21 protein-coding genes are annotated in these 25,032 nt (G+C 71.1%); 13 read left to right on the top strand and 8 right to left on the bottom strand.

The genetic code is table 11. The features are described from left to right. Nucleotides 1–69 precede the first annotated feature (69 nt). On the bottom strand, nt 70–1,110 hold the full coding sequence (locus tag ABXJ56_RS05080; RefSeq protein WP_353998631.1) for an epimerase: 1,041 nt from the start codon (nt 1,108–1,110) through the stop codon (nt 70–72). Between the two features lie 521 nt (nt 1,111–1,631). On the opposite strand from ABXJ56_RS05080, the gene pulA reads away from it, so the two are divergent. The 4 genes from pulA to ABXJ56_RS05060 all read left to right on the top strand — a co-directional run bounded on the left by pulA (nt 1,632) and on the right by ABXJ56_RS05060 (nt 10,753). Next, nucleotides 1,632–7,700, top strand: a complete 6,069-nt coding sequence (gene pulA, locus ABXJ56_RS05075; RefSeq protein WP_353999966.1) for a pullulanase-type alpha-1,6-glucosidase — start codon at nt 1,632–1,634, stop codon at nt 7,698–7,700. A 152-nt stretch (nt 7,701–7,852) separates the two neighbouring features. Continuing rightward, entirely contained in the window at nt 7,853–9,034 is a 1,182-nt protein-coding gene (locus ABXJ56_RS05070; RefSeq protein WP_353999965.1) for an acyl-CoA dehydrogenase family protein, read from the top strand. A 1-nt stretch (nt 9,035) separates the two neighbouring features. Next, complete coding sequence (gene mmsB, locus ABXJ56_RS05065; protein WP_353998630.1) at nt 9,036–9,980, top strand: 3-hydroxyisobutyrate dehydrogenase; 945 nt, start codon at nt 9,036–9,038, stop codon at nt 9,978–9,980. Next, complete coding sequence (locus ABXJ56_RS05060; RefSeq protein ID WP_353998629.1) at nt 9,977–10,753, top strand: enoyl-CoA hydratase; 777 nt, start codon at nt 9,977–9,979, stop codon at nt 10,751–10,753. Before mmsB ends, ABXJ56_RS05060 begins: the two co-directional genes overlap by 4 nt. Before the next feature lie 22 nt (nt 10,754–10,775). Here the strand turns inward: ABXJ56_RS05060 and ABXJ56_RS05055 are convergent, their stop codons facing one another. Continuing rightward, nucleotides 10,776–11,312, bottom strand: a complete 537-nt coding sequence (locus ABXJ56_RS05055) for a MarR family winged helix-turn-helix transcriptional regulator (protein ID WP_353998628.1) — start codon at nt 11,310–11,312, stop codon at nt 10,776–10,778. Between the two features lie 75 nt (nt 11,313–11,387). Here ABXJ56_RS05055 and ABXJ56_RS05050 point away from each other — a divergent pair, with 75 nt between their 5' ends. The 6 genes from ABXJ56_RS05050 to ABXJ56_RS05025 all read left to right on the top strand — a co-directional run bounded on the left by ABXJ56_RS05050 (nt 11,388) and on the right by ABXJ56_RS05025 (nt 17,588). After that, entirely contained in the window at nt 11,388–12,164 is a 777-nt protein-coding gene (locus tag ABXJ56_RS05050; protein ID WP_353998627.1) for an electron transfer flavoprotein subunit beta/FixA family protein, read from the top strand. Between the two features lies 1 nt (nt 12,165). Continuing rightward, complete coding sequence (locus ABXJ56_RS05045) at nt 12,166–13,140, top strand: electron transfer flavoprotein subunit alpha/FixB family protein (RefSeq protein ID WP_353998626.1); 975 nt, start codon at nt 12,166–12,168, stop codon at nt 13,138–13,140. Nucleotides 13,141–13,454: 314 nt separating this feature from the next. Next, nucleotides 13,455–14,741, top strand: coding sequence for a cytochrome b/b6 domain-containing protein (locus ABXJ56_RS05040; RefSeq protein WP_353998625.1), 1,287 nt, complete (start codon nt 13,455–13,457; stop codon nt 14,739–14,741). A gap of 104 nt (nt 14,742–14,845) precedes the next feature. Further along, nucleotides 14,846–16,138, top strand: a complete 1,293-nt coding sequence (locus ABXJ56_RS05035; RefSeq protein ID WP_353998624.1) for a sensor histidine kinase — start codon at nt 14,846–14,848, stop codon at nt 16,136–16,138. Continuing rightward, entirely contained in the window at nt 16,126–16,800 is a 675-nt protein-coding gene (locus ABXJ56_RS05030; RefSeq protein WP_353998623.1) for a response regulator transcription factor, read from the top strand. The genes ABXJ56_RS05035 and ABXJ56_RS05030 overlap by 13 nt, the downstream gene beginning before the upstream one ends. Further along, nucleotides 16,797–17,588: a hypothetical protein gene (locus tag ABXJ56_RS05025; protein WP_353998622.1), complete on the top strand. Its 792-nt coding sequence runs from the start codon at nt 16,797–16,799 to the stop codon at nt 17,586–17,588. Before ABXJ56_RS05030 ends, ABXJ56_RS05025 begins: the two co-directional genes overlap by 4 nt. Here the strand turns inward: ABXJ56_RS05025 and cofE are convergent. Further along, nucleotides 17,564–18,367 (bottom strand): coenzyme F420-0:L-glutamate ligase, encoded by an 804-nt coding sequence (gene cofE, locus ABXJ56_RS05020; RefSeq protein ID WP_353998621.1) that lies wholly within the window; start codon nt 18,365–18,367, stop codon nt 17,564–17,566. The two genes, ABXJ56_RS05025 and cofE, sit on opposite strands and share 25 nt — an antisense overlap. 17 nt (nt 18,368–18,384) lie before the next feature. Next, nucleotides 18,385–18,891 carry a GNAT family N-acetyltransferase gene (locus ABXJ56_RS05015; protein WP_353998620.1) on the bottom strand — a complete coding sequence of 169 codons (507 nt, stop codon included), beginning with the start codon at nt 18,889–18,891 and terminating at the stop codon, nt 18,385–18,387. A gap of 130 nt (nt 18,892–19,021) precedes the next feature. Between ABXJ56_RS05015 and ABXJ56_RS05010 the strand changes: the two genes are divergently transcribed. Beyond that, nucleotides 19,022–19,582 carry an acyl-CoA thioesterase gene (locus ABXJ56_RS05010; RefSeq protein ID WP_353998619.1) on the top strand — a complete coding sequence of 187 codons (561 nt, stop codon included), beginning with the start codon at nt 19,022–19,024 and terminating at the stop codon, nt 19,580–19,582. Nucleotides 19,583–19,605: 23 nt separating this feature from the next. On the opposite strand, the gene ABXJ56_RS05005 is transcribed toward ABXJ56_RS05010, so the two are convergent. Then, nucleotides 19,606–20,943 carry an HNH endonuclease gene (locus ABXJ56_RS05005; RefSeq protein ID WP_353998618.1) on the bottom strand — a complete coding sequence of 446 codons (1,338 nt, stop codon included), beginning with the start codon at nt 20,941–20,943 and terminating at the stop codon, nt 19,606–19,608. Nucleotides 20,944–21,082: 139 nt separating this feature from the next. Then, nucleotides 21,083–21,421 carry an ATP-dependent DNA ligase gene (locus ABXJ56_RS05000; protein ID WP_353998617.1) on the bottom strand — a complete coding sequence of 113 codons (339 nt, stop codon included), beginning with the start codon at nt 21,419–21,421 and terminating at the stop codon, nt 21,083–21,085. Between the two features lie 118 nt (nt 21,422–21,539). On the opposite strand from ABXJ56_RS05000, the gene ABXJ56_RS04995 reads away from it, so the two are divergent. After that, nucleotides 21,540–22,352 (top strand): EAL domain-containing protein, encoded by an 813-nt coding sequence (locus tag ABXJ56_RS04995; RefSeq protein WP_353998616.1) that lies wholly within the window; start codon nt 21,540–21,542, stop codon nt 22,350–22,352. Here the strand turns inward: ABXJ56_RS04995 and ABXJ56_RS04990 are convergent. Continuing rightward, nucleotides 22,337–22,588, bottom strand: a complete 252-nt coding sequence (locus ABXJ56_RS04990) for a hypothetical protein (RefSeq protein ID WP_353998615.1) — start codon at nt 22,586–22,588, stop codon at nt 22,337–22,339. The genes ABXJ56_RS04995 and ABXJ56_RS04990 overlap by 16 nt on opposite strands. A 58-nt stretch (nt 22,589–22,646) precedes the next feature. On the opposite strand from ABXJ56_RS04990, the gene ABXJ56_RS04985 reads away from it, so the two are divergent. Beyond that, the gene (locus tag ABXJ56_RS04985) at nt 22,647–22,949 is read left to right on the top strand and encodes a hypothetical protein (RefSeq protein ID WP_353998614.1); all 303 of its coding nucleotides are present in this window, start codon (nt 22,647–22,649) and stop codon (nt 22,947–22,949) included. A gap of 70 nt (nt 22,950–23,019) precedes the next feature. On the opposite strand, the gene ABXJ56_RS04980 is transcribed toward ABXJ56_RS04985, so the two are convergent. Next, nucleotides 23,020–24,957, bottom strand: a complete 1,938-nt coding sequence (locus ABXJ56_RS04980) for a bifunctional diguanylate cyclase/phosphodiesterase (protein ID WP_353998613.1) — start codon at nt 24,955–24,957, stop codon at nt 23,020–23,022. Between the last annotated feature and the right edge of the window lie 75 nt (nt 24,958–25,032).

Below are 25,032 nucleotides of genomic sequence, written 5' to 3'. Positions count from 1 at the left end.
AAGGGCGCGATGAGGCGCCGTCCCGTCCTACGGGGCAGGGGTGTCGACCAGGTGAACGAGCGGGGGACGTCAGGTGACGCCGTCGCCCCGGACGGTGGTGCCGGTCCGCGCGACGTCGGCGATCGCCGCGCGGAGGCGCGGATGCCGGAACCGGTAACCCGCGCGCTCGAGGACGCCGGGCAGCGTCCACCGGCTCTTGAGGACGAGCTCGGGTTCGGTGCGCAGGACCCACATCGCCGGCTCGAGCATGAAGCGCCACGCGGGGATTCCGACGCGCATGCCGACGGCACGACGGAGTTCGCGCATCAGGGTGCGATTGTCGGTCGGCTCGGGGCTTGTGAGGTTGACGGGTCCGGCGACGTCGTCCCGGTCGAGGAGGAGGTCGATCGCGCCGAGGACGTCGTCGAGGTGGATCCAGCTGAACCGCTGGTGCCCTCGGGTGCGGTGCCACGCGAAGCCGGTGCCGCCGGACGGAGCGGTGCCGATGCCGCGGTAGCGGCGGTGCGGGAACCACCATCCGTCGATCTGCGGGCCGCCGACACCGAGGCGCGCGAGGCGCAGAAGCAGCGCGGTCGCCGGGCCGTCGCCGAGCACGATCGCCATCCGGAGGGCCACGCGCCGGGTCCCCGGCAGGTCGCCGGCGAAGAACGCCCGCTCCCACTCCCGGCCGACATCCACCGAGAATCCGGTGCCGAGCTCGCCGTCGTCCTCGGTCTGCGGGCGGTCCATCGCGTGCCGGTAGATCGTGCCGGTGGAGGCGTTCAGCCAGACCCGCGGAGGAGCGGATGCCGCGGCCACCGCGTCGTGGAGCGCGCGGGTCGTCTCGACCCTCGAGCGGAGGATCTCGTCCCGGTTCGCGTCGGTATACCGGCAGTTCACCGACTTCCCGGCGAGGTTGATGAGGATGTCGGCGCCGTCGACCGTGCGCGCGACGGCCGCCGGATCCGCCCAGGTGACGGGCCCGGACCGGCCGATCGTCCGGACGTCGTACCCGGCGTCTTCGAGGTGGGTCGCGAGGGCCCGTCCGATGAACCCGCTCGCTCCGGCGACGACGGCGCGGGGGCGGACGGCGCGGGCCCCAGCGGCGCGGGCCCTGTCGGTCTCGCTCATGCCCCCATCCTGCCGTGCGCGCGGCCGGGGCCCGCCCGCCCCGTGCCGAACTCCTCAGAAACGCGGGATGACCGGCCGAGCCGCGCCGGAACCGGCCGAACCGGGCCGGATCTGAGGAGTTGGGTCCGTCCGCCGTGCGGAGCCCGAGCCTGACACCCTGCGGGGCGCTACCGCGCGCCCCGTGCCGAACTCCTCAGAATCGCGGGGTGGTCCGGCCGAACCGCGCCGGAACCCGCTGCACCGCGCCGGATCTGAGGAGTTCGGTGCGCACTCCGCCGCGCGCCGAGCCCGGCGGTGGGCGTGGGACCCGGCGAGCACGGCAGAGCGGCCCGTGCTGCAAGCGTTTGCGGTGGGAGGCGCCAGCATGCGGATGTGAGCGAGAACACCGCAGGATGAGAGGCTTCTCATGATGTAAGCGCTTGCATCCGCGCCTTCCCGCGGGATACCGTCGCTCCCAGCCGACGTCACGAGGCCGTGCCGCCGGTTCCGCTCCCACCGCTCCCCAGGAGTCCTCTGTGTCGATGACGACCCCCTCCCGCGCGCGCCGCGCCCTCGCCTCCCTCGCGACCGCCGCGCTCGTCCTGACCGCGGGGGTCTCGTCCCTCGCCGTCCCCGCGCTCGCCGCCCCCGCGGCCGCTGCCGCGGACCGCACCGTCGCCCTCGTCGGCTCGCTCCAGAGCGAGCTCGGCTGCAGCGCCGACTGGCAGCCCGAGTGCGCGGCCACCGAGCTCGCCGCGACCGACGAGGACGGCCGCTTCGCCGCGGAGTTCGACGTCCCCGCCGGCTCGTGGGAGTACAAGGTCGCCCTCGACGACGCCTGGGACGAGGCGTACGGCCTCGACGGCACCGACGCCAACATCCCCCTGACGATCGCGGGCCCCGCCCGGCTCCGCTTCGTCTTCGACGCGAACCTGCAGCGGGTCGGCGTCGAGGCGCTCGCCATCGGCGGTGAGTACACCGACGCCGACGACGCGCTGGTGGCCGAGCCGGTGCGCCAGCCGGGCGCGGAGGAGCAGTTCTACTTCGTCATGACCGACCGGTTCGCCAACGGCGACCCCTCCAACGACACCGGCGGCCTCGAGGGCGACCGCCTCGCCACCGGACTCGACCCGTCGAACTCCGGCTTCTACCACGGCGGTGACATCGCCGGCCTCCGCCAGAACCTCGACTACATCGAGGGCCTCGGCACGAGCGCGATCTGGCTGACCCCGAGCTTCATGAACAAGCCCGTCCAGGGCGTCGGGGCCGACGCCTCCGCCGGCTACCACGGGTACTGGATCACGGACTTCACGCGCATCGACCCGCACCTCGGAACCAACGAGGAGCTCGCGGCCTTCATCGATGAGGCCCACGCGCGCGATATCAAGGTCTACTTCGACATCATCACCAACCACACCGCCGACGTCATCACCTACGCCGAGGGCCGCTACTCGTACGTCGACCAGGCGACGCGTCCGTATCGGGACGCCGCGGGGAACGACTTCGACCCGGCGACCTACGCGGGCACCGACTCCTTCCCCGCGCTCGACCCCGCCACCTCCTTCCCGTACACCCCGGTGATCGCCCCGGAGGAGGCGGAGGTCAAGGTCCCGGCGTGGCTCAACGACCCGACGCTCTACCACAACCGCGGTGACTCTACCTGGGCGGGGGAGTCGGTCACCTACGGCGACTTCGTGGGCCTGGACGACCTCATGACCGAGCACCCCACCGTGGTGAACGGCTTCGTCGAGGTCTACCAGGACTGGATCGACCTCGGCATCGACGGTTTCCGCATCGACACCGTCAAGCACGTCAACACCGAGTTCTGGGAGACCTGGACCACCGAGGTCCTGGACTACGCCCGTGCGCAGGGCAAGCCGGACTTCTTCATGTTCGGCGAGGTGTACGACGGCGATCCGGCCAAGCTCGCGCCCTACGTCCGCGGCACCGACATGAACTCCGTCCTCGATTTCGCCTTCCAGGGCGCGGCCACCTCGTTCGCCGGCGGCGGCAAGCCCACGGTGCTGTCGACGCTCTTCGCGGGTGACGACCGCTACACGACGCCGGACTCCTCGGCGACGGCACTGCCGACCTTCCTCGGCAACCACGACATGGGCCGCATCGGACACTTCCTCGCCGGCAAGGGCGACGTCCTGCAGCGCGACCGGCTCGCGCACGAGCTGATGTTCCTCACGCGCGGCCAGCCGGTGATCTACTACGGCGACGAGCAGGGCTTCGCCGGCAACGGCGGCGACCGCGCCGCGCGGCAGTCGCTGTTCGCCAGCCAGGTCGCGGAGTACACCGAGCAGCCGCTCGTGACGGGCGAGACCGTCGGCGCGCAGGACCGCTACGACACCGACGCTCCGCTGTACACCGACATCGCCGCGCTCTCGCAGCTGCGGGCCGACCACCCGACGCTCACCACCGGGGCGCAGATCGAGCGTCACGCCGACGACGCCGCCGGCATCTACGCGTTCTCCCGCGTCGACCCGACCGAGCGCATCGAGTACCTCGTCGCGGTCAACAACGCCACCGCCGAAGCATCCGTCGCTCTGTCCACGCTGACCGCGGACGCCTCCTACGCGCCGGTCTACGGTGACACCGGCGCACTCACCACGGATGCCGCCGCCCAGGCGACGGTGACCGTGCCGCCGCTGTCGGCCGTGGTGTGGCGCGCCGATCGCGCGGTCTCGGCCCCCGCCGATGCTGCGCCGCTGACCGTGTCGGTGCCCGCCGCGGGTGCAGGCCTGGCCGGCAGCGCGCCGGTCGCCGCGACCGCGGACGACGCGTGGCGCCAGACCGCGTTCGCCTGGCGCGTCGTCGGCGACGACGACTGGCAGCCGCTCGGCGTCGCCGAGGACGTCGACCCGCGCGTGTTCCACGACGTCGACGACCTCGCCCCCGGAACGCTCGTCGAGTATCGCGCCGTGTCGACGGATGCCGCGGGCGCACGCTCCGCCGCCTCGACCTACGCCTCGGTCGGCAACCGTGTCGACCTCGGCGTCGCCGACGAGGAGCCGGAGGGACCCGGCGAGGTCGAGCCGCAGGAGCCGACCGTCTACGGCGCCGTCAGCGTTCCCGGAAGCCTCAACAGCGAGGCGGGATGCCCCGACGACTGGCAGCCGGGCTGCGACGCGGTCCAGATGACCCAGGTCGACGGGATCTGGACCCTCCGCCTCGATGATCTCCCCGCGGGCGACTACGAGTACAAGATCGCCACCGAGAAGAGCTGGGACGAGAACTACGGTGCCGGCGGCGCCCTGAACGGCCCGAACATCACCCTCGCCCACGCGGGGGGTCCCATCGAGTTCTTCTTCGACCCGCGGACGAAGAACATCGCCTCCACCGCGGACGGGCCCGTCATCACCCTGCCCGGCTCGTTCCAGAGCGAGCTCGGCTGCGCGGCCGACTGGTCGCCCGCGTGCCTTGCGAGCATGATGTTCGACCGCGACGGCGACGGCGTGTTCCAGTTCACGACCGACGACCTGCCGACCGGCTCGTACGAGGTGAAGGTCGCCCACGACCGCAGCTGGGACGAGAACTACGGCGCGGACGGCGCCCCCGGCGGGTCGAACATCACCTTCCGCGCTACCGAGGGGAAGGTCACCACGTTCCGTTACGACATCGCCTCGCACCGCCTCACCGTCCGTTCCACCGAGAGCGCGGTCGACGGGCTCGGCGAGCTCCGCGCCCACTGGATCGATCAGGCGACGATCGCCGTGCCGGGCGACTTCGGGGCTTCCGCCGCGGGCGCCGTGTGGGAGCTCTACGGATCGGCGGATGCCGGTCTCTCCCTCGAAGGCGCCGAGATCCGCGGGGGCGACCCCCTCGCGCTCTCGGTGATCGACGGCGGCCTGACCGAGGCGCAGCGCTCCCGGTTCCCGGCGCTCGCCGCGTACACCGCGCTGCGCGTGGACGACGTCGACCGTGATGCGGTGGCCGAGCTCCTGACGGGGCAGCTCGCCCTCGCCCAGCGGACGGCGAACGGTGCGGTGTCGGCGTTCACCGGCATCCAGATCCCCGGCGTCCTCGACGACCTGTACGCCGACGCGGTGCGCGACGTGCCGCTCGGGGTCGCCTTCGCGGGCAAGAAGCCGACCTTCCGCCTGTGGGCGCCGACCGCGCAGTCCGCGACCCTCCTGACGTGGGATGCCGGGTCCAGCGGCGACCCCGTGCGGCACGAGGCGCGGCGGGATGCGGCATCCGGAACATGGACCGTCGAGGGCGGCGCCAAGCTCCGCGGCGACGAGTACCTGTGGGAGGTCGTGGTCTACGCCCCGACGACCGGGGCGATCGAGACCAACCTCGTCACCGACCCCTCCTCGGTCGCGCTGACGACGAACTCCGAGCGCTCGGTCGCGATCGACCTCGCCGACAAGTCCTTCCGCCCGAAGACATGGGAGAAGACGGCGGCGCCGAAGATCGACCGCCCCGTGGACCGCGCGATCTACGAGCTGCACATCCGCGACTTCTCGATCACCGACACCACCGTCCCCGAGGCCGAGCGCGGCACCTACCGGGCATTCACCCGGGCAGGGAGCGCCGGCATGACCCAGCTCGCTCAGCTGGCGGATGCCGGGATCAACACCGTGCACCTCCTGCCCTCGTTCGACATCGCCACGATCGAGGAGGACCGAGCGGCCCAGGCCGTGCCCGACTGCGACCTCGCGTCGTTCGCGCCGGACTCCGACCAGCAGCAGGCCTGCATCGACGCCGTCCGCGACGCCGACGGGTTCAACTGGGGGTACGACCCGTTCCACTTCTTCGCTCCGGAGGGGTCGTACGCGACCGATCCTGAGGGTGGGGCACGGGTGGCGGAGTTCCGCGACATGGTCGGGGCGCTGCACGCGACGGGCCTCCAGGTCGTGCTCGACCAGGTCTACAACCACACCGCCCAGTCCGGCCAGGGGGAGCGCTCGGTCCTCGACCGGGTCGTGCCCGGCTACTACCACCGGCTGAACGCGGCGGGAGGCGTGGAGACCTCCACGTGCTGCGAGAACGTCGCCACCGAGCACGAGGTCGCCGAGAAGCTCATGGTTGACGCGGTCGTGATGTGGGCGCGCGACTACAAGGTCGACGGGTTCCGCTTCGACCTCATGGGTCACCATTCGCGCGACAACATGCTGGCTGTGCGCGCCGCGCTGGACGAGCTGACGCTGAAGAAGGACGGCGTCGACGGCAGGAGCATCTACCTGTACGGCGAGGGCTGGAACTTCGGCGAAGTGGCGAACAACGCCCTGTTCGAGCAGGCCACGCAGGGCCAGCTCGGCGGAACCGGCATCGGCACGTTCAACGACCGCCTCCGCGACGGCGTGCACGGCGGCAGCCCCGTCGACGGCTCGTCCACCCGCGACCAGGGCTTCGGGACCGGCCTCGGCACCGATCCGAACGGCTCGCCGATCGACCCGGCCGACCGCACGCTCGGGCAGCAGACCGATCTGGTCAAGCTCGGCCTCGCGGGGAACCTTCGCGACTTCACGTTCACGGCATCCGACGGGGCGGTGAAGAGGGGCGACGAGGTCGACTACAACGGCTCGGCCGCCGGCTACGCCGACCAGCCGGACGAGGTGATCACCTACGTCGACGCGCACGACAACGAGACGCTCTACGACCTGTCGGTGCTGAAGCTGCCGGTCGAGACCTCGATGGCGGACCGGGTGCGGATGAACACCGTCTCGCTCGCGACCGTCGCCCTGGCGCAGACGCCCGCGTTCTGGCACGCCGGCACGGAGCTCCTGCGTTCGAAGTCGCTCGATCGCAACAGCTACAACTCCGGCGACTGGTTCAACCGGATCGACTGGACCGGGACCGAGTCGACCTTCGGATCAGGACTTCCCCCGCGCGCCGACAACGAGGAGAAGTGGCCGCTGATGGCACCGCTCCTGGCGAACCCGGCACTGAAGCCCGCGGCATCCGACATCGCCGCCGCCGAGTCCGCTGCGCTGGACCTCCTGCGGGTGCGGTCGGAGGTCGGGCTCCTGCGCCTCGGATCGGCGGACCTCATCACCGAGAAGGTCTCGTTCCCCGGCGGGGGAGCGGATGCCGCGCCCGGCGTCATCACGATGGTGATCGACGACACCGTCGGCGCGGGGGTCGACGACGAGCTCGCCGGTGCGCTGGTGGTCTTCAACGCCTCGCCGGAGCCGGTCACGCAGACCGTCGATGCGCTCGCCGGTCGGGACTTCGCGCTGACGCCGGCAATGGCGAACGGCGCGGACCCGGTGGTGAAGACCACGACGTGGGATGCCGCAACGGGATCGGTGACCGTGCCGGCGCGCTCGGTCGCCGTCCTCACCGAGGCCGAGATCGTCCCGGTCGCCACCACCGTGGTCGCGGCGCCGGACCGGTTCGTCGTCCCCGCCGGGAAGACTGTCACGGTGAGCGGTGCGGTCTTCGCCCGCGACCGGACCGCGCCGGTCGGGACCGTCACGATCACCGACGCCGGCAAGACCGTCGCGACGGTCGCGGTCACCGCCGACACGAACGGCCGCTTCCGCGTGACCCTGCCGCCGCTCTCGCGCGGACTGCACCTGCTGCGGGTGACGTTCACGGGCGCGCCCGGCTACGAGGACTCCCGGATGGTGGTTCCGCTGCCGGTCATCGCGCGCTAGACGCGCGCTGCGGGAAGAACCTGGGCCCCCTCACCGTCGCGGTGAGGGGGCCCAGGTGTTCCATCTGCATGGATGCCCTGCCGAAAAGTAGGGCATCCATGTAAAATTCCCACAGTGACAACGCCGTCCCACAAGGAAGCAGCATCATGACCATGGAGATGTCCGTCGCCGCCGCATCCGGCGCGACCGATTCAGCCCCCGCCCTGTCCGCCGACGATCGCGCCGCGGTCTTGGAGGCGGTGCGGGACTTCGCCGCCACCGAGCTCGCGCCGCACGCACTGGAATGGGACCTCGCGGGCCACTTCCCGCGCGAGACGCTTGAGCGCGCGGGCGAGCTGGGGCTCGGGGGGATCTACGTGCGCGAAGACGTCGGGGGTACCGGGCTCGGACGCCGTGACGCGGTCGCGATCTTCGAGGAGCTGTCGCAGGGCGACCCCTCGATCGCGGCGTTCGTGACCATCCACAACATGGTCGCGTGGATGATCGACACCTATGGCAGCGATGCCCAGCGCCGCCGCTTCCTGCCCGAACTCACCGCGATGCGAGGCTTCGGCAGCTACTGCCTCACCGAGCCCGGTGCGGGGTCGGACGCCGCGGCGATCACCACCAGTGCGATCCGCGACGGCGATCACTTCGTGCTCACGGGCGTCAAGCAGTTCATCTCCGGCGCGGGCGAGGCATCCGTCTACGTGGTGATGGCCCGCACCGGCGAGCCGGGCGCCCGCGGAATCACCGCCTTCCTCGTTCCGGGGGACGCGGAGGGCCTGTCGTTCGGGCCGCACGAGAAGAAGATGGGGTGGAAGGCGCAGCCCACCCGGCAGGTGATCCTCGACGAGGTCCGCGTGGGCGCGGACGCCGTGCTCGGCACCGAGGGGCGCGGGTTTGCGATCGCGATGTCGGCGCTCGACGGCGGGCGGCTGAACATCGCGGCGTGCTCCCTCGGCGGAGCCCAGTGGGCGCTGGACCGCGCGACGCGGTACGTCCATGAGCGCTTCACCTTCGGCGAGCCGCTTGCCGAGAAGCAGTCGGTGGTCTTCACCCTCGCCGACCTCGCCACCGAGCTCCGCGCCGCCCGTGCGCTCGTCCGCGACGCCGCCGCGGCTCTGGACGCGCGCGAACCGGATGCCGGTATGCAGTGCGCGATGGCCAAGCGCTTCGCCACCGACGTCGGATTCCGCGTCGCCAACGATGCCCTCCAGCTCCACGGCGGTTACGGCTATCTGCACGAGTACGGCATCGAGAAGGTGGTGCGCGACCTGCGTGTCCACCAGATCCTCGAGGGCACGAACGAGATCATGCGGGTCGTCATCGGCCGCCACCTCCTCGGGGCCTGACATGCGCGTCGCCTTCCTCGGTCTCGGCCACATGGGACGTCCGATGGCGGTGAACCTCCACCGCGCCGGCCACCGGGTCGTCGGGTTCGACGTGGCGGATCGGGCACGGGACACCGCGCGAGCCGCGGGACTGGAGATCGCCGACTCTTCCCTCGCGGCGGTGCGCGAGGCGCACGCCGAGGTCGTCGTGACGATGTTCCAGAACGGTGCGCAGGTGGTCGAGGCGTACGCGGGAGCGGACGGCGAGGAGGGCCTCTGCGACGTCGCGGCGCCGGGCACCCTGTTCGTCGACTGCTCCACGATCGCCGTCGACGAGGCGCAGCACGCGCACGCCGTCGCGACCTCCGGGGGCCACCGTGCCCTGGACGCCCCCGTCTCGGGCGGAGTCGTCGGCGCGGAGGCGGGCACCCTGACCTTCATGGTCGGGGGAGCCGCATCCGACCTCGAGGAGGTCCGCGCCCTCCTCGAGACGATGGGACGCCGAATCGTCCACTGCGGCGCGCCCGGCCTCGGTCAGGCGGCGAAGGTCTGCAACAACATGATCCTCGCGGTGTCGCAGATCGCCGTCGCGGAGGCGTTCGTCCTCGGCGAGAGTCTCGGGCTCGGGCACGCGGAGCTGTACGAGGTCGCTGCGCACGCGAGCGGGCAGTGCTGGGCGCTGACGGTGAACTGCCCCGTGCCGGGCCCCGTGCCCTCGAGTCCCGCGAACCGCGACTTCGCCCCCGGGTTCGCCGGCGCGCTCATGGACAAGGACCTGACGCTCGCCGCCCGGGCGATCCAGGATGCCGGCATCTCGGCGCGCCTGGGTCTCACCGCGCACGAGATGTACCGCCGCTACGCGGAGGGGGACGGCGCGGGACGCGACTTCTCGGGCATCATCGAGTCCATCCGCGGGAATGCCGGCGGATACGAATCGACCGACGACGCACGAGGAGCACCCCGATGACCGAGTACGACACGATCCTGGTCGACACCCGAGGACGCGTGGGGTGGATCACCCTGAACCGTCCCGAGGCGCTGAACGCGCTCAACGGACGCCTCATGCACGAGGTCGTCGACGCCGCCACGCGATTCGACGCCGACCCGGGGATCGGAGCGATCGTCCTCACCGGATCCGACCGCGCCTTCGCCGCCGGCGCCGACATCAAGGAGATGGAGGACAAGACCGGCCTCGACATGGTCATGGAGGACCACTTCGGCGGATGGGCGCGGTTCGCGGCGCTGCGGACCCCCGTCATCGCCGCCGTCGCCGGATACGCCCTCGGGGGCGGATGCGAGCTGGCGATGATGTGCGACATCATCCTCGCCGCCGACACCGCGCGGTTCGGTCAGCCGGAAGTGAACCTCGGCGTCATCCCCGGGATGGGCGGATCCCAGCGCCTCGTCCGCGCGGTCGGACCCTACAAGGCCGCCGACCTCATCCTCACCGGCCGGATGATGGATGCCGCGGAGGCCGAGCGCTCGGGCCTGGTCTCGCGGGTCGTCCCCGCCGGCGACCTTCTGGCCGAGGCCGGCGCGGTCGCGGAGCAGATCGCCGCGAAGTCGCTCCCGTCGATCTACGCCGCCACCGCGGTGCTCGATGCCGCGCAGGAGACGACCCTCGCCGAGGGGCTGCGCATCGAGCGCCACGTCTTCGCGAGCCTCTTCGACACGGAGGACCAGAAGGAGGGCATGGCCGCCTTCCGCGAGAAGCGCGCCGCGGAGTTCCGGCACCGGTGAGGGACGTTCGAGGCGAGCCCGATCAGAGCGGGTCCGGCAGCGGCCGCGGGTCGGCGAAGTCGCCGGCCGAACGCCGCAGCCGCGCGATGATGCGCACGAGGTCGGTGACGTCGTCTTCGTCGAGACCCGGCTGCGAGAAGACCTCCGTGTTCAGCGCCGCCGTCGCCTCCTCGACGACCGTGCGGCCGGACGGGGTGAGCGCGAGCATCGCGGCGCGGCGATCGGTCGGATGCGGCTCCCGCACGAGGAGGCCGTCCCGCACCAGACGGTCCACCGTGCTGCTGACGCTCGTCGGGTGCACCTGGAGGCGCGCGATGGCGCTGGACATGGGCATCCGTCCCTCGCGGGTGAAGCCGAGCAGCCGCAGCATCTCGTACCGGGCGAACGAGAGGCCGAACGGTTTGAGGGCCTGGTCGATGCGCGCGAACATGAGCTGCTGCGCGCGGATGATGGAGGTCACCGCGGACATGCCGGCAGCGGCATCCGTCCAGCCGTGGTCGACCCACTGTCGCTTGGCCTCCGCGATCGGATCGACCGGGAGTGGTCCGTTCCTGGCCATGCGCACCTCCCGTCTCACCCACCACGCTAGCCCTCGCGGCATCCTAGACTCGAGGGCACGAAGGAGCGGAGCATCATGAAGATCGTCGTCCTGGTCAAAGAGGTTCCGGATACCTGGGGGCAGCGTCGCCTCGATCTGCGGACCGGGCTCGCCGACCGCGGAGCGAGCGACGCCGTCCTCGACGAGATCGGTGAGCGCGCGCTCGAGGTCGCTCTGTCGTTCGCCGACGCCCATGAGGGCACGGAGGTCGTCGTGATGTCGATGGCGCCGGAATCCGCGGCGACGACCGTGCGGAAAGGCCTGGCGATGGGCGCCACCTCAGCCGTGCAGATCGTCGACGAGGGACTCCTCGGCGCCGACCTCGGCCTCACCGCCGAGGTGCTCGCCGCGGCGCTGCGTCGCACGGGCTTCGACCTCGTCGTGGCCGGAAACCTCTCCACCGACGGCGCCGGCGGCGTCCTCCCCGCGATGGTCGCCGAGCTCCTCGACGTGCCCGCCGCGACCTCGCTGACGGAGGTCGAGATCACGGATGCCGGCGTGCGCGGCGTCCGATCCTCGGACGGAGCGACGATGCGCGTGGCGGCCGAGTTCCCGGCGGTCATCTCGATCACCGAGGCGCTGCCGGACGCCCGCTTCCCGAACTTCAAGGGAATCATGGCGGCCAAGAAGAAGCCCTTCGAGACCCTCTCGTGCGCCGATCTCGGCATCGACCCGCACTCCCACGAGCACGCGCGCTCCATCGTGATCGGACTCGCCGAGAAGCCGCCGCGCGAGGCCGGCGTGAAGATCGTCGACGACGGCACGGCGGCCGAGCAGCTCGCGGACTTCCTCGCTCAGAATCGGCTGGTGTGACATGGCGGACACGACTTTCCCGGACGACGCGATCCTCGTCCTCCTGGACACGGCCCCCGACGGTGCGCTGACGTCCTCCGGTGCGGGTCTGATCGGCGCGGCGGCCTCGATCGGCACGCCGGTCGCGCTGGTCGTCGGCGAGCCGACCCGGGCGGCGGATGCCGCGGCCCTCGGTGCACGGATCGTGCTCGTCGCCGCCCCGCGCGACGGGCTCGGCGTCGCGGCGACCGATGCACTCGCCGCCGCCGCGGACCTCGTCCGGCCCGCCGCAGTCCTCACGGCGCACTCGGTGGAGGGACGGGAGGCCGCCGCGCGATTCGCCGCCCGGGCCGGCGCCGGTCTGTGCGTCGACGCGATCGGCGTCGCGCGCGACGAAGAGGGCATCATCGCCCACCACTCGGTGTACGGCGGCGAGTACCTCGTCGATGCCGCCGTGACCTGGGGGGCGCCGGTCATCACCGTGCGCATCGGCGCGGTCGACGCGCGCGCGGAGGCGGTCGCGGAACCGATCGTCCACACGCTCGAGGTGCGCGCCTCCGGCCGCCGGGCCGCGGTCGTCGACTCCGTCGAGGCGGCGGTGACGACCTCCGCGCGTCCGGAGCTGCGCGGCGCCGCGCGGGTGGTGTCGGGTGGACGCGGGCTCGGCTCGGGCGAGAAGTTCGCGCTCGTCGAGGAGTTGGCGGACGCGCTCGGCGCCGCGGTCGGCGCCTCGCGCGCCGCCGTCGACGCCGGCTACGTGCCCGCGACCTACCAGGTCGGGCAGACGGGCGTTTCGGTGTCGCCGCAGCTGTATGTCGCGCTCGGCATATCCGGCGCGATCCAGCACAAGGCGGGGATGCAGACGGCGAAGACGATCGTCGCGATCAACAAGGACGCCGATGCGCCGATCTTCGAGATCGCGGACTTCGGGGTCGTGGGCGACCTGTTCGAGGTCGTACCGAAGCTGGTTGCGGCGCTGCAGGCGAAGAAGGGCTGAGGATGACCACGACCCGACGCCTGCGGCGAGGTCTGCCGCGCGTGGTGGGCGGGGAGCCGTGGCCTCCGGCATCCGCCGCGCCGCCTGCGCCGGAGGACACTCCTGCGCCGCCCGCCGACGCCGATGCCGGCGTTGTACCCGCGCCCGCTGAGGTGGCGGTTGCAGCCCCCTCGGCGCCCGCGACAGGGCCACGAGCGACACCCGAACGCGCGCTGCGACGGGGTCTGCCACGAGTTCCGGACGGGGAGCCGTGGCCCCCGGCATCCGCTGCTCCGACGACCGCGCCCGCGCCCGCGCCGGCAACTGCGTCTCAGGTGGCAGTTGCTGCCCCCTCGGAGCCCGTGTCGGGGCCGCAAGCGACACCCGAAGCGGAGTCCATCGCCCCGATGACGGATGCCGGGCTTCGCCGTGGGCTTCCGCGCGTTCCGGACGGGGAGCCGTGGCCCCCGGCGTCCGCGTCCCGCGCGGCCGCACCCGCGGTGCCCGCACCCGCGGCACCCGTGGCCGCCGCCCCCGAGGTGGCGGGTGCGGCCGGATCGGATGCCGCGACGCGGCCACACGCGCCACTCGACGACCCCGCCCCGGTGCGCGACCTCTCCGTGCCGCTGCCGTTCACCCCGACCGTGTGGGCAGGTCCCGCGGCGACCGCGCGCCCCGCCGCCCGTCGCGAACCGCGTCGACTCGGTCCCTTCACGGCCCTGCAGTGGCTCGGCGCACTCGTCGTCGGGGGCGCGGGACTCGTCTACGTCGCGGGGATGCTCGTCGTCGCCGTCCGGTGGCTGGTGAGCACCGCCCCGGTGCAGGAGTTCCTCCTCCGGTATCCGGGCGAGTACCACCTTCCGGAAGGGGCGCCGGTCGGGATCCCCGCGTGGCTGGCGTGGCAGCACTTCTTCAACGTCTTCCTGATGGTGCTCATCATCCGGACGGGCCTGCGCGTGCGGACCGAGAAACGCCCCGACGCCTTCTGGGCGCCGCGCGGCGCGAAGAAGCGCAAGACCAGCCTGAACATCTGGTTCCACCAGAGCCTCGACGTGCTGTGGGTGTTGAACGGCGTCGTCTTCGTCGTGCTGCTGTTCGCGACGGGCCAGTGGATGCGGATCGTGCCGACGAGCTGGGAGGTCTTCCCGAACATGCTCTCGGCCGGGCTCCAGTACGTCTCGCTCGACTGGCCGACCGAGAACGGATGGGTGAACTACAACAGCCTGCAGCAGATCGCCTACTTCTCGACCGTGTTCGTCGCGGCGCCGCTGGCGATCATCACCGGCATCCGGATGAGCATGTGGTGGCCGAAGAACGCCCCGCGCCTGAACAAGGCCTACCCGATCGAGTGGGCCCGGAAGCTGCATTTCCCGGTGATGCTCTACTTCGTCGTGTTCATCATCATCCACGTCGCGCTCGTCTTCGCCACGGGGGCCCTGCGGAACCTGAACCACATGTACGCCGCGCAGGGGTCGGTCGATCCCGATGCGTACGCGACGAACTGGACGGGCTTCTGGCTCTTCACGCTGTCGATGGGGGTCATCGTCGCCGCGTGGATCGCCGCGCGTCCGATGGTCCTCGCGCCGATCGCGCGGCTGTTCGGCACGGTGTCTTCGCGCTGAGCGCCCCCGGCCCGCCCCCGAACCGGGCGGGCGGGGGATAACCCGAATCGGAGTCTCCGGATGCCTCGGGGGCGCGTCGGCGCGTGCCGCTCTACCGTGAAGGTATGACCCGCGAAGGCACGACCGACATCACCGACTCCCCACCCGCTCGCCCGCCGCTCACCGTGCGCCCGCTCCGCGTGGGCGGGGCGGCCCTCCACCTCGCCGCGCTGGGCGTTGTCGGCCCGGCCATGTTCACGGTCCTCGGCGTGCTGCTCGGAGTGGGCATCGGTCTCGTCCCGGTCATCGGCATCGGGCTCGTGCTTCTCCTCGGTTTCGTCTACGGCCTGTTCGCTCTGGCATTCCTCGAGTACGCCCGCGTCGACGGTCTGTACGACCTCTCGCTCCCGCCGGTGCGGCCGCGCACGAGCGGGCGCCCGGGGTTCAGCGGCTTCCTCCGCACGGTCTGGGCCCAGTTCACCGATCCGATCATGTGGCGCGGTGTCGCGAGCGCCGCGGTGGCGACGGTGCTCGGCTGGATCGTCCTGGGAGCCCTCGGCATCCTCGTCTCGGGGATCGCGGTGACCCTGTCGCCGCTGTACGCCGGCGGCGCGGACGCGGTGCGTCTGGAACGCACGCCGTTCGACATCCCCATCTCCCTGGGCGTCCCGATGGGTCTCCTCGCGGTGCTGCTGTCGGCGGCCGCCATCGTGGGGATCGCCCTCCTCCACGGAATCATCGCCCGCGCCATCCTGGTGCCCTCACGTGAGGGTGCGCTCGCCGAGCAGGCGCGCACCTCGTCCGCACAGCGCGCCGGCGCGGTCCGCGCCGCCGACCTCGAGCGCACCCGCATCGAACGCGACCTCCATGACGGGGTGCAGCCGCGCCTGGTATCCGTGGGCATGACGCTCGGGCTCGCCCAGCAGAAGATCGACTCCGATCCGGATGCCGCCAAGACCCTGCTCGCGGAGGCGCACACCTCCACCAAGGCGGCCATCACGGAGCTCCGCCAGCTCGCCCGCGGCATCCACACCTCGGTGCTGGACGACCGCGGACTGGATGCCGCCCTGTCGGCCCTCGCGGCCCGTTCGCACGTTCCTGTCGCGCTCGACGTCCGCATCGACGAGCGCTGCAGCAAGGCTGCCGAGACGGCCGCCTACTTCGTCATCGCGGAGGCGCTGACCAATGCCGCCAAGCACTCCCGAGCGTCGGAATGCCGCGTCGTGGTCCGTCAGCGCGAGGGCGGCATCCTGTGGGCACGCGTCGAGGACAACGGCATCGGCGGCGCCGGCATCGTCCCCGGCGGCGGTCTCGACGGTATCGCGAATCGCGTGCTCGGGGCGGGCGGGGAGTTCCGCCTCGACAGCCCCGCCGGCGGTCCGACCGCCCTGGAGGTGAGCATCCCGTGCGCATCCTGATCTGCGAGGACTCGGTCCTCCTTCGCGAAGGGCTCTCGCGCCTGCTCGCAGATGCCGGCCACGACATCGTCGCCGCCCTGCCGGACGCGACCGACCTGGAGGCGACGGTCGCCGCCGCCGAACCCGACCTGTGCATCCTCGATGTGCGGCTTCCGCCGACGGGGACCGACGAGGGGATCCGCGCAGCGCTGGCGCTCCGCCGCGACCGGCCGGAGCTGCCCGTCCTCGTCCTCTCGCAGTACGTCGAGGAGCGCTACGCCAGCGAGCTGATCGCGGGGCGCGGTGGCGCGCTCGGCTATCTCCTCAAGGACCGCGTCGCCGACGTCGCCGAGTTCCTCGAGACCGTGGAGGCGATCGGTGCGGGGGCGACCATCTTCGACCCCGAGGTGGTCGCGCAGCTCCTCGGTCGCCGCACCCGCGACGAGCGGATGCAGCGTCTCACCGACCGCGAGTCCACCGTGCTCGCACTGCTCGCCGAGGGACGGTCGAACCAGGCCATCGCCCGGACGCTGCACGTCAGCGAGGGCAGTGTCGAGAAGCACATCACCGCGGTGTTCCAGAAGCTCGATCTCGAGCAGGACGAGGCCGGCAACCGTCGCGTCCTCGCCGCGCTCGTCCACATCGCCCACGGGGCGCCCACCCAGACAGGAGACCCCTCATGACCACCTCGACGTCGCGTGTCATCGCGATCCTCACCGCCGCCCTCGGCGGAGCCGTCGTCATCGGCGCCATCACCACGACCGCGATGTCGACGGTCGCCTCCGCGTCGACCTCCTCCTCGGCGGAGGAGGTCTCGGTCGCCGGCGTCGAGCGTGTCGAGCTGACCCTCGCCGCGGGTGACATGCGGGTCGAGTTCACCGATACCGCCCGGGCGGAGCTGCGCGTCGACGGCGGGCGGGATGCCGATCGGTGGACCTTCGAACGTGACGGCGACACCCTCCGCGTCGCATCTCCGTCATGGGGTGGGCCGTGGCGCTGGTGGGGGTGGAACACCGAGGAGAGCTCCGCCGTGCTCACCCTGCCGCAGGACCTCGCGGGTGTCGACGGCGTCTTCGACCTCGCCGCGGGCGACCTCGATGTCGAGGGTGACTTCGGCGCGCTGGAGATCTCGTTGGGAGCGGGGGAGGCCCGCGTCGACGGTTCCGCCCGCGAGGTCGAGGCGGACATCTCCGCCGGCCGCGCGACGCTGACCCTCGACGACGTCGATGACGCCGACCTGAGCGTGTCCGCGGGCGGCCTCGAGGGCACCTTCACCGGTTCCGCCCCGCGCGCCGTCGACATCGACGTGAGCGCCGGCTCGCTGGAGCTCACTCTGCCGGACGAGGCCTACCGGGTGACGTCCGACGTGTCGGCCGGCACCCTCGACAACCGCCTTTCCACCGGAGCGGATGCCGGGCGCACCGTGTCGGTGCAGCTGACCGCCGGTCAGGTGGTGCTGCGCGCGGAGTGAGCCGCGGTATCCGCCGAGTCGGGGGTGACGGAGGCGACGCCGGCGGCGAACCCGTCGGCGTACGCCTCGTCCGCGCCCTGTCGGAACATGTCGCGTTCCGCGGGCCGGACGATCGAGCGCGCACCGGGGAGGTCGAGGGGACCGACGAGGTCGCCGCGCCCGCGGACGACCGCGACCGGACGTCGGGTCGCCTTGCCCTTGACCAGGTCGGCGGCGCCGGCGATCTCGTCGGCGACGGCGGGCATCGTCACGACGAGGGGTCGGCCCTCGGCATCCGTCTGTCCTCGGAGATCTTCGAACACGAGGATGCCGGCGGCGCCGATGGCGTGGTCGGTCTGCCCTTCACGCCAGGCGCGCCCCAGGGTGTCCGAGATGATGACGCCGACCTGAACTCCTCGTCGCTCCCGCAGACCCCGGGCGAGGGCGCGGGCAGAGGCGTCCGGGTCCTCGGGGAGCAGGAGAACGGTGCCCTCCGGCGTGTTCGACGCGTCGACGCCCGCGGCGGCCGAGACGATCCCGAGCCGGTTCTCGACGATCCGGGTCACGTGTCCGCTCGGTGCCGTACGGCGCGCGACGAGCCGCACCGTTTCGGACGTGATCGCGTCCTCGCGGTCATCCGCGGTGACGAACCGTCCTTCGGCCTTGGAGACGATCTTCGACGTGACGACGAGGATGTCGCCGTCGGCGAGGGTGTCTCCGACGTGCTCCGCGATCAGGGCGACGAGGTCGGTGCCCGCGACGATCTCGGGGATGCCGTCGAGGGCCCAGGCCTGCAGCACGGGGGTGGGCGGATGGTTCAGCGGACGAAGCGGACCTCGGTGAGGGTCTCACCGAGGAAGGGCTCCGTGTGGCTGGCACCGTCGAGGGCGAAGCCGTTGCGCGTGTAGAAGCGGTGGGCACGCGGGTTGTCGTCCGCGACCCAGAGGTAGACCTCTTCGTCGGCGCCGATGACCGCGTCGAACAGCTTCTGGCCGATGCCGGTGCCGTGGTGGGCGTCGAGCAGGTAGATGAAGTACAGCTCGCGGTTGCGCGGGGCGTCCTTGTCGCGCGCGGGGCCGGATCCGGCGAAGCCGACGATCTCGCCGTTCACGAGCGCGGCGAACATCCGGAAGTCGGGGCCCTGGACGGCCCAGTGGGTCCAGAGTTCGGCCATGCGCCGAGGGGAGATCTTCTCGAGGGCGGCCTTGCTGATGAGGTGATCGTAGGTTTCGTGCCAGCAGGTGGCGTGGACGCGACCGAGAGCTTCGGCGTCGACGTCGCGCACCGGACGGACGACGACGTCGGTCTGGGTTTCTGCTTCCATGCGGCGACTCTACGCTCGCCTCGACGGGGGGAGAAATCGACCGGATGCCGTCGCGTGGGGCGTCGACATGGTTGTCGTCGATCGACAAACGAATCCGGCATCCGCTCGTCGATCACTACGATCACTGCTCGTGAATGTGATCTGGCGGACTCTCCTGGTCATCTGGCGCGCGCGTCGCGCCCTGCGTCGTGACGGCGCTGCTCCGACCGGTGCGATCGGTCGCATCCGGCTGCGGACGCTTCCCACCGATGTCGATGTGCTGCGGCACATGAACAACGGCCGGTACCTGTCGCTGTTCGACCTCGGGCGCTGGGATCTGCTGACGCGCACCGGGCTGTTGGAGGCCATGCGACGGAACGGCTGGTACGCGGTGGTGTCGAGCGAGACGATCACGTTCCGGAAGTCGCTGGACCTCGGTCAACGCTTCGATGTCGAGACGCGTCTGCTCGGACACGACGATCGGGCGCTCTACGTGGAGCACCGTGCGGTTGTGGCGGGCGAGATCTACGCCCGGGCTCTGGTGTGCGCGCGCATGCTCAAGCGCACGGGCGGCACGCTCTCGCACGACGAGCTCTTCGCCGCGATCGGCCGCCCGGACGATCTCGGCGAGGTGGAACCGTGGGTGCACGAGTGGGCGCGCGCGTCCGCCCTGCCCTCGACGCGCGCCGAGGCACCGAGCGTCTGGTCCTGACGGCGGCAGTCGACAGCCGCTGATCAGAAGGGTGCGGGGTCGGGCGGTGGGGCGCCGCCGCCTCCGTCCGGGGGTGGTGCTCCACCTCCGGACGGCATGAATGTCACCAGGGGTGCGGGTGGGTGGTCGATGTAGACCCTGCCGGTGGGGGAGGTCCATTCGAGTACCCCACCGCCGAGTTGTCGGACGCCCCAGGAGGTGAATTGCTTCGTCGAATGGTGCCGTTGACAGAGGTGGCAGAGGTTCCGGATGTCGGTGGGGCCGCCGAGGGCGAAATCGAAGGTGTGGTCCAGCTCGCAGCGGATCGCGGGCCGTCGGCATCCGGGGAACCGGCAGTGCCGGTCCCGGGCCTTCAAGAACCTGGCCATCGACGCCGTCCGCCGGTACGAGTCGGTGCACAACACCTGCCCCGACACCGGGTGCACCACCAGACGCTCCCACGACGCGACAGCGCCCGCCAAAGCCCGCGCGGTGGCCGGGTCGATCGGCGCAGACCCCACAAGATCGACCGTCGTGGTGTCGTTCGCCGGGTCGTCGTCGCGACCCAGAAGCGTCAATGCAGGGACTACGACCTGCACCTTCGCGCGGATCATTCCCAGCGTCCCGTTCCCGTCACCGTCGATGGTCGGGTCGGCAAGGGGGGAGCCGGTGAGGAGCATGTCGCAGAACACGTCCGCGCGAATCTGATCCCGTGTGCGTCCGTCGGGGTCGGCGTCGATGATCGTCGAGGCCTGTTCGTTGAGCCGGTCATCGATCGCCGCGGCGAGGATCGTGGGGACGCGGGCGATGACATCCGACATTCCGTCGCCGGCGGGGATCGACCCGACGCGGCGTTCGCATCGCGCGTCCCGGTGCCGCTCCGCCAGGGTCCGCGGATGCAGCTCCTGCGCGAGGTGGTCGAGGCGATCCTTCACCCGCCCGACCGATTGACCCACACACATCTCGGCGGCCTGGGCGTCGAACTCTGCCCGCGCATCCCGCGGCAGCACCGTCCCGCACCGCAACACCGCCGTCGCGTGCCCGCGGGTGATCCGCCCCGCCTCCCATGCCGAAAGCGTCGCCGGGTAGCACTCCACCCACTCCACCGCCTGGTTGATCTGCGCCTGCATCGACCTGTCGGTGGTGAACGTCACCCCGGCCAATTCGGCCGCGACGGAGCGGTAGACCAACTCCTGCGACCGCACCGACGCCGACTGACGCCGCGCCACCCGCTCCGCGATCGCGCCCGCCCGCGCCTGGTTCCGGACGTTCTCGACCTCCATCGCACCGAGCGCCGGGGTGATCCGCTCGGCGGCGCACGCGACCTCGTCGAGTTCTGCGAGTTCCTCCTCGCTGAACTCGATCAACCGGCTCGTATTCATGTTCGAATGCTATCGGCAGGCTCCGACATTCAATGCGAATATCTCACCGGTGTGGAAAGAAACTCTGCACCGTTCTCCGGCACCGCAAAGCGAGGGATCGGACCTGGATATCCGCCCCGCTCCTGCCCGCGCCGACCCGCTACCCGGCGCGCGCCGCCGCGGCCGCGGCCGCCATCGCGGCTTCGTCCGGCTCGGGAACGACCGTGAGTCCGGCGGGGGAATTGGCGGCCTTGGAGAGAGCGTCCAGCCAGACCGGGTTGAGCTTCGGGGAGCGGCTGCCGAAGTACTCGAAGACCACCGACACGTGCGGGCTGAGCCAGACGGACGTGCGGCCCATGCCGCTGCGCATCGGGTCGGTCCAGGTGAAGGAGAAGGTTTCGCTGCGACGCAGCTTGCTCCAGATCACGGCCTGCAGATGGGCGAGGACTCGATCGTCGAAGGAGACAGTGACTTTCGAGTCATACGTGAACGTGCCCATCCCCCAAGATTATCCTGCCGACGCGCCTCCCGAGGCGGCTCGGGCGACGCATGATACCTGCTCGGGTCTCGTTTGTCTGGTGTTGCTCGGATGCCGAACGCCTTGCCACCCTGGACCCATGCCCAACACGCCCCTGCTCGCCCGCGATCTGCGCTCGGCGCTCGCGGAGAAGCGGGTGGAGGTGTTCTATCAGCCGATCTTCGACCTCGCGACGTGGTCGCCGACGGCAATCCCGGTGGGCGTCGAGGCACTGTCGCGCTGGCGGCACCGAGCCGTCGGCGAGGTCCCACCCTCGCGCTTCATCCAGATCGCCCACGATCGAGGGTTCCTGGACGAGGTCGACACCCACGTCGTCACGACGGCCGGGTGGCAGGTCGGTGCGTGGCAGGCAGCCGGGCACGAGATCGGCCTGTCGATCAATGCCGCAGCGATCCACTTCCTCGAACGCGCGGACGCCCCCGACTACGTCGAAATCGTCCTCACGCAGCTCCGGGCGTTGCGCATCCCGCCGCATCTGCTGACGATCGAGATCATCGAGTCGCCCGCGCCGCAGTTCATCGGCGAGATGGTCGAGGGCCTCGCCCGGCTGAGAGAGGCGGGCATCGCGATCTCGGTGGACGATTTCGGTGCCGGCGATACGACGCTGGAGATGCTCGAGCGACTCGACGTCGACGAGGTCAAGATCGATCGTTCCCTCATCATCCGCGACGATGCCGAAGCGGACGACACGATCTCCGCGGTGGTCGAGGTCGCGCACCGACGTGGCATGCGGGTCGTGGCGGAGGGAATCGAGACCCCCGGGCACCTGGACAAGGCACGGCGGTGCGGATGCGACCGCGGACAGGGGTTCCTCCTCGGCCGACCGATGCCGGCCGAGGGGATCGATCGAATGCTCGCGGGTCTCCCGCTGCGGGATTACAGCGCCGGGTAGGGCTCGAGGTCGTCCTCGTCGCCGCCGACGCTGTCGCCGACGTCGATCTGGCTCCACGTGACGGGCATGCCGGGGGAGAACAGGATGTCGATACCGGGACCTCCGCGCAGGGGCGGGATGTTGACGTACCCGCCGCCGGCCTGGATCGCCCTGAGGATCTCCTCCTTCAGCCGGGTCACCGGCTCGGGGAGGAAGTAGTCGCGGCCGTCGACGGTCAGTCGGTTCACAATCGCCATCGTTCCAGCCTACCCAGCGTCGTGCGGCGAGTCCCGGTATCGCCGTAGTATCGACGCGATGGGTATTCTGCACTACGGTTCTCCCTCCACGGAGTTCCCGATCGACGACCGTGCGCTGGCACACCTCGAATTGGTGATCCTCGCGAAGCTCCGCCGACAGGAAAGCGTGGCCTTCGCCGTCGTCGACGAAGCCACTGCCCGTCGCCAGGCCATGTGGATCTCCCCGGCGACGAACGTGCGCTTCGAGTACGAGGGTCCGATGCCCGAGATCAACCGCCTGTGGCTGCAGGAGCTCGTCGAGACCGCGAACTCGCCGGGCGGTCTCAAGATCATCCCGGAGCCCCCGCTCCCGAACGCCTGACACTGACGATCGCGACCGCTCCGGCCGTCGTCATCGCGGCACGCGCGGTCGCAGCGCGACGCGCCCTACCTCAGCGCGAGGTGCGCCCGCGACCGTCCCGCTTCGCGCGGTACATCGCGGCATCCGCCGACGACAGGACATCCGCGGCGGTCACCCCGGGCTCGGCCGGCGCGGTTCCCGCTGACGCAGACACCGTCACGCGCAGGTCTCCGACCGCGATCGGGCGGGAGATGGCCCGGATGAGACGCGACGCGATGGGCGTCGCTTCCTCGACGTCGACGCAGACCATGACGAACTCGTCGCCGCCGAGGCGCGCGATGATGTCGCTCGACCGGGCGAGCCCCGCGAGGCGCTTGCCGACGGTGGCCAGCACGACGTCGCCCACCTCGTGACCGTGGGTGTCGTTGATCTGCTTGAAGTTGTCGAGATCGAGGAAGATCACCGACAGCGGCGCGGACGCTGTCTCGAGCAGGTCGTCGAGGCGCGAGGCGAGGAACCTCCGGTTGTGCAGGCCCGTGAGCGAGTCGCGGAGCGCGAGCTCGGCGAGTTCCGCCTGGCTGCGCGCACCGATGGCGGTGTGGATGTCGGCGGCCAGTGCGAATGCGTCGCCGACGTGCGGGCCCCAGGGGGCGCATCGTCCGGTCACGCTCTCGCGCCACGAAGAGAAGGAACGCCGCGGCGACAGGGGGGTGTCGCGGTTCGAGGCGGACTGATCGCCCAGCCAGTCAACGGTGCGGGACACCTCTCCGCGCACGAAGGCCAGATGGCCGGCGTCGCCGATGGCCACGACGATCAGTCCCGCGACCTCGGGGACCTGCTGCGCAAGCTCGGGGTGCGTCAGGGAGAGCGCCTCGGTGACGAATCCGTCGCCGACCGCTTCGATGACCGGCAAGAGGCGGTCGGGCGTCGGCACCATCCCGAGGGTGTGCACCCGATCGTTCAGCATGAGCGCGACGCCGTCGGCGGGGATCAGGTCGAGCACGGTGCGGGAGCGCTCGAAGAGCACTTCGGGGATCTCGAACGCGCCGTACAGCGGAGCGGTCAGCGCGGCACGCTGGTCGCGCACCTCGAGCTGGCGACGCAGGTCCGTCATCTGCTCCGCCGCGCTGAGCTGCATCGCAACCTGGCTCGCGAGGACCTCGATCGACCGGCGCAGCAGCACCGGGAGCCGTCGCGGGGTGCGGTGTGCGCAGGTGATGAGTCCCACGAGCGTGTCGTCGGCGATGAGGGCGAAGGACACCGTCGCGGCCTGACCCATGTTGCGCATGAACTGCAGGTGGTGGGGCGACACCGCGCGCAGCTCCGCCGGGCCGAGGTTCAGCTCCTCGGTGACTGCGGGGAGGCTCTGCAGACCCTGGCCCGGATCGAGCGTGTCGGCGATGACCCGCGAGCGCTTCTCGAAGTACAGCGCGCGCGCCTGCGGGGGGATGTCGGAGGACGGGAAGTGGAGTCCGAAGTACGGCTCCATGTCGGCCTCGCGCGCCTCGGCGGCGACCTGACCGTGTCCGTCCGCGTGGAACTGGTAGCACATGACCCGGTCGAAGCCGGTGATGGCCTTGAGCTCCTCGACGGCCCGCTGACGGAGGGCCTCGGCGTCCTTGATCGTGGCGAGGCGCTGGATGGCACTGACGACGGGGAGGCGCGCGTACTCGAAGTCGGGGACGGCCTCGAGCTCGACCAGGAGGGGGGTGCTTCCGCGATGGACGATGGCGTCGAACGCCCGCCCGTCGACGGAGACGCGGATGGGGTCGATGGCGGCGCCGTTGGTGACCGCCCACGCCAGCCGATCATCGTCGGCGTCCTGGATGTGGCGACCGAGCCAATGGGCGCGATCATCGCTTGCGACGACGATCGTTCCGGTCTGCTCGTCGATGCCGATCAGCGAGCCGAACGACTGGATGCGTCCGATCTCGCGAAGCTCCTCGGTGCTGCATTCGCGCAGGCGACGGGCTTCGGCCTCGTCGAACGCGGGCAGGTCGGGGAATGACAGGGCGGGTGAATCCGTCACCGCACCTCCTTAAGGGGGTCGAGCTCAACGGCGTCACCCGCAAGGCTCTTCCATGGTAAGCGCGTTTCCCGCGAA

The organism is Microbacterium aurantiacum (assembly GCF_040532595.1).
Lineage (GTDB): Bacteria > Actinomycetota > Actinomycetes > Actinomycetales > Microbacteriaceae > Microbacterium > Microbacterium chocolatum_B.
Note: the sequence above shows the minus strand (reverse complement) of the source record. Positions and strands in the feature narration are given on the sequence as shown.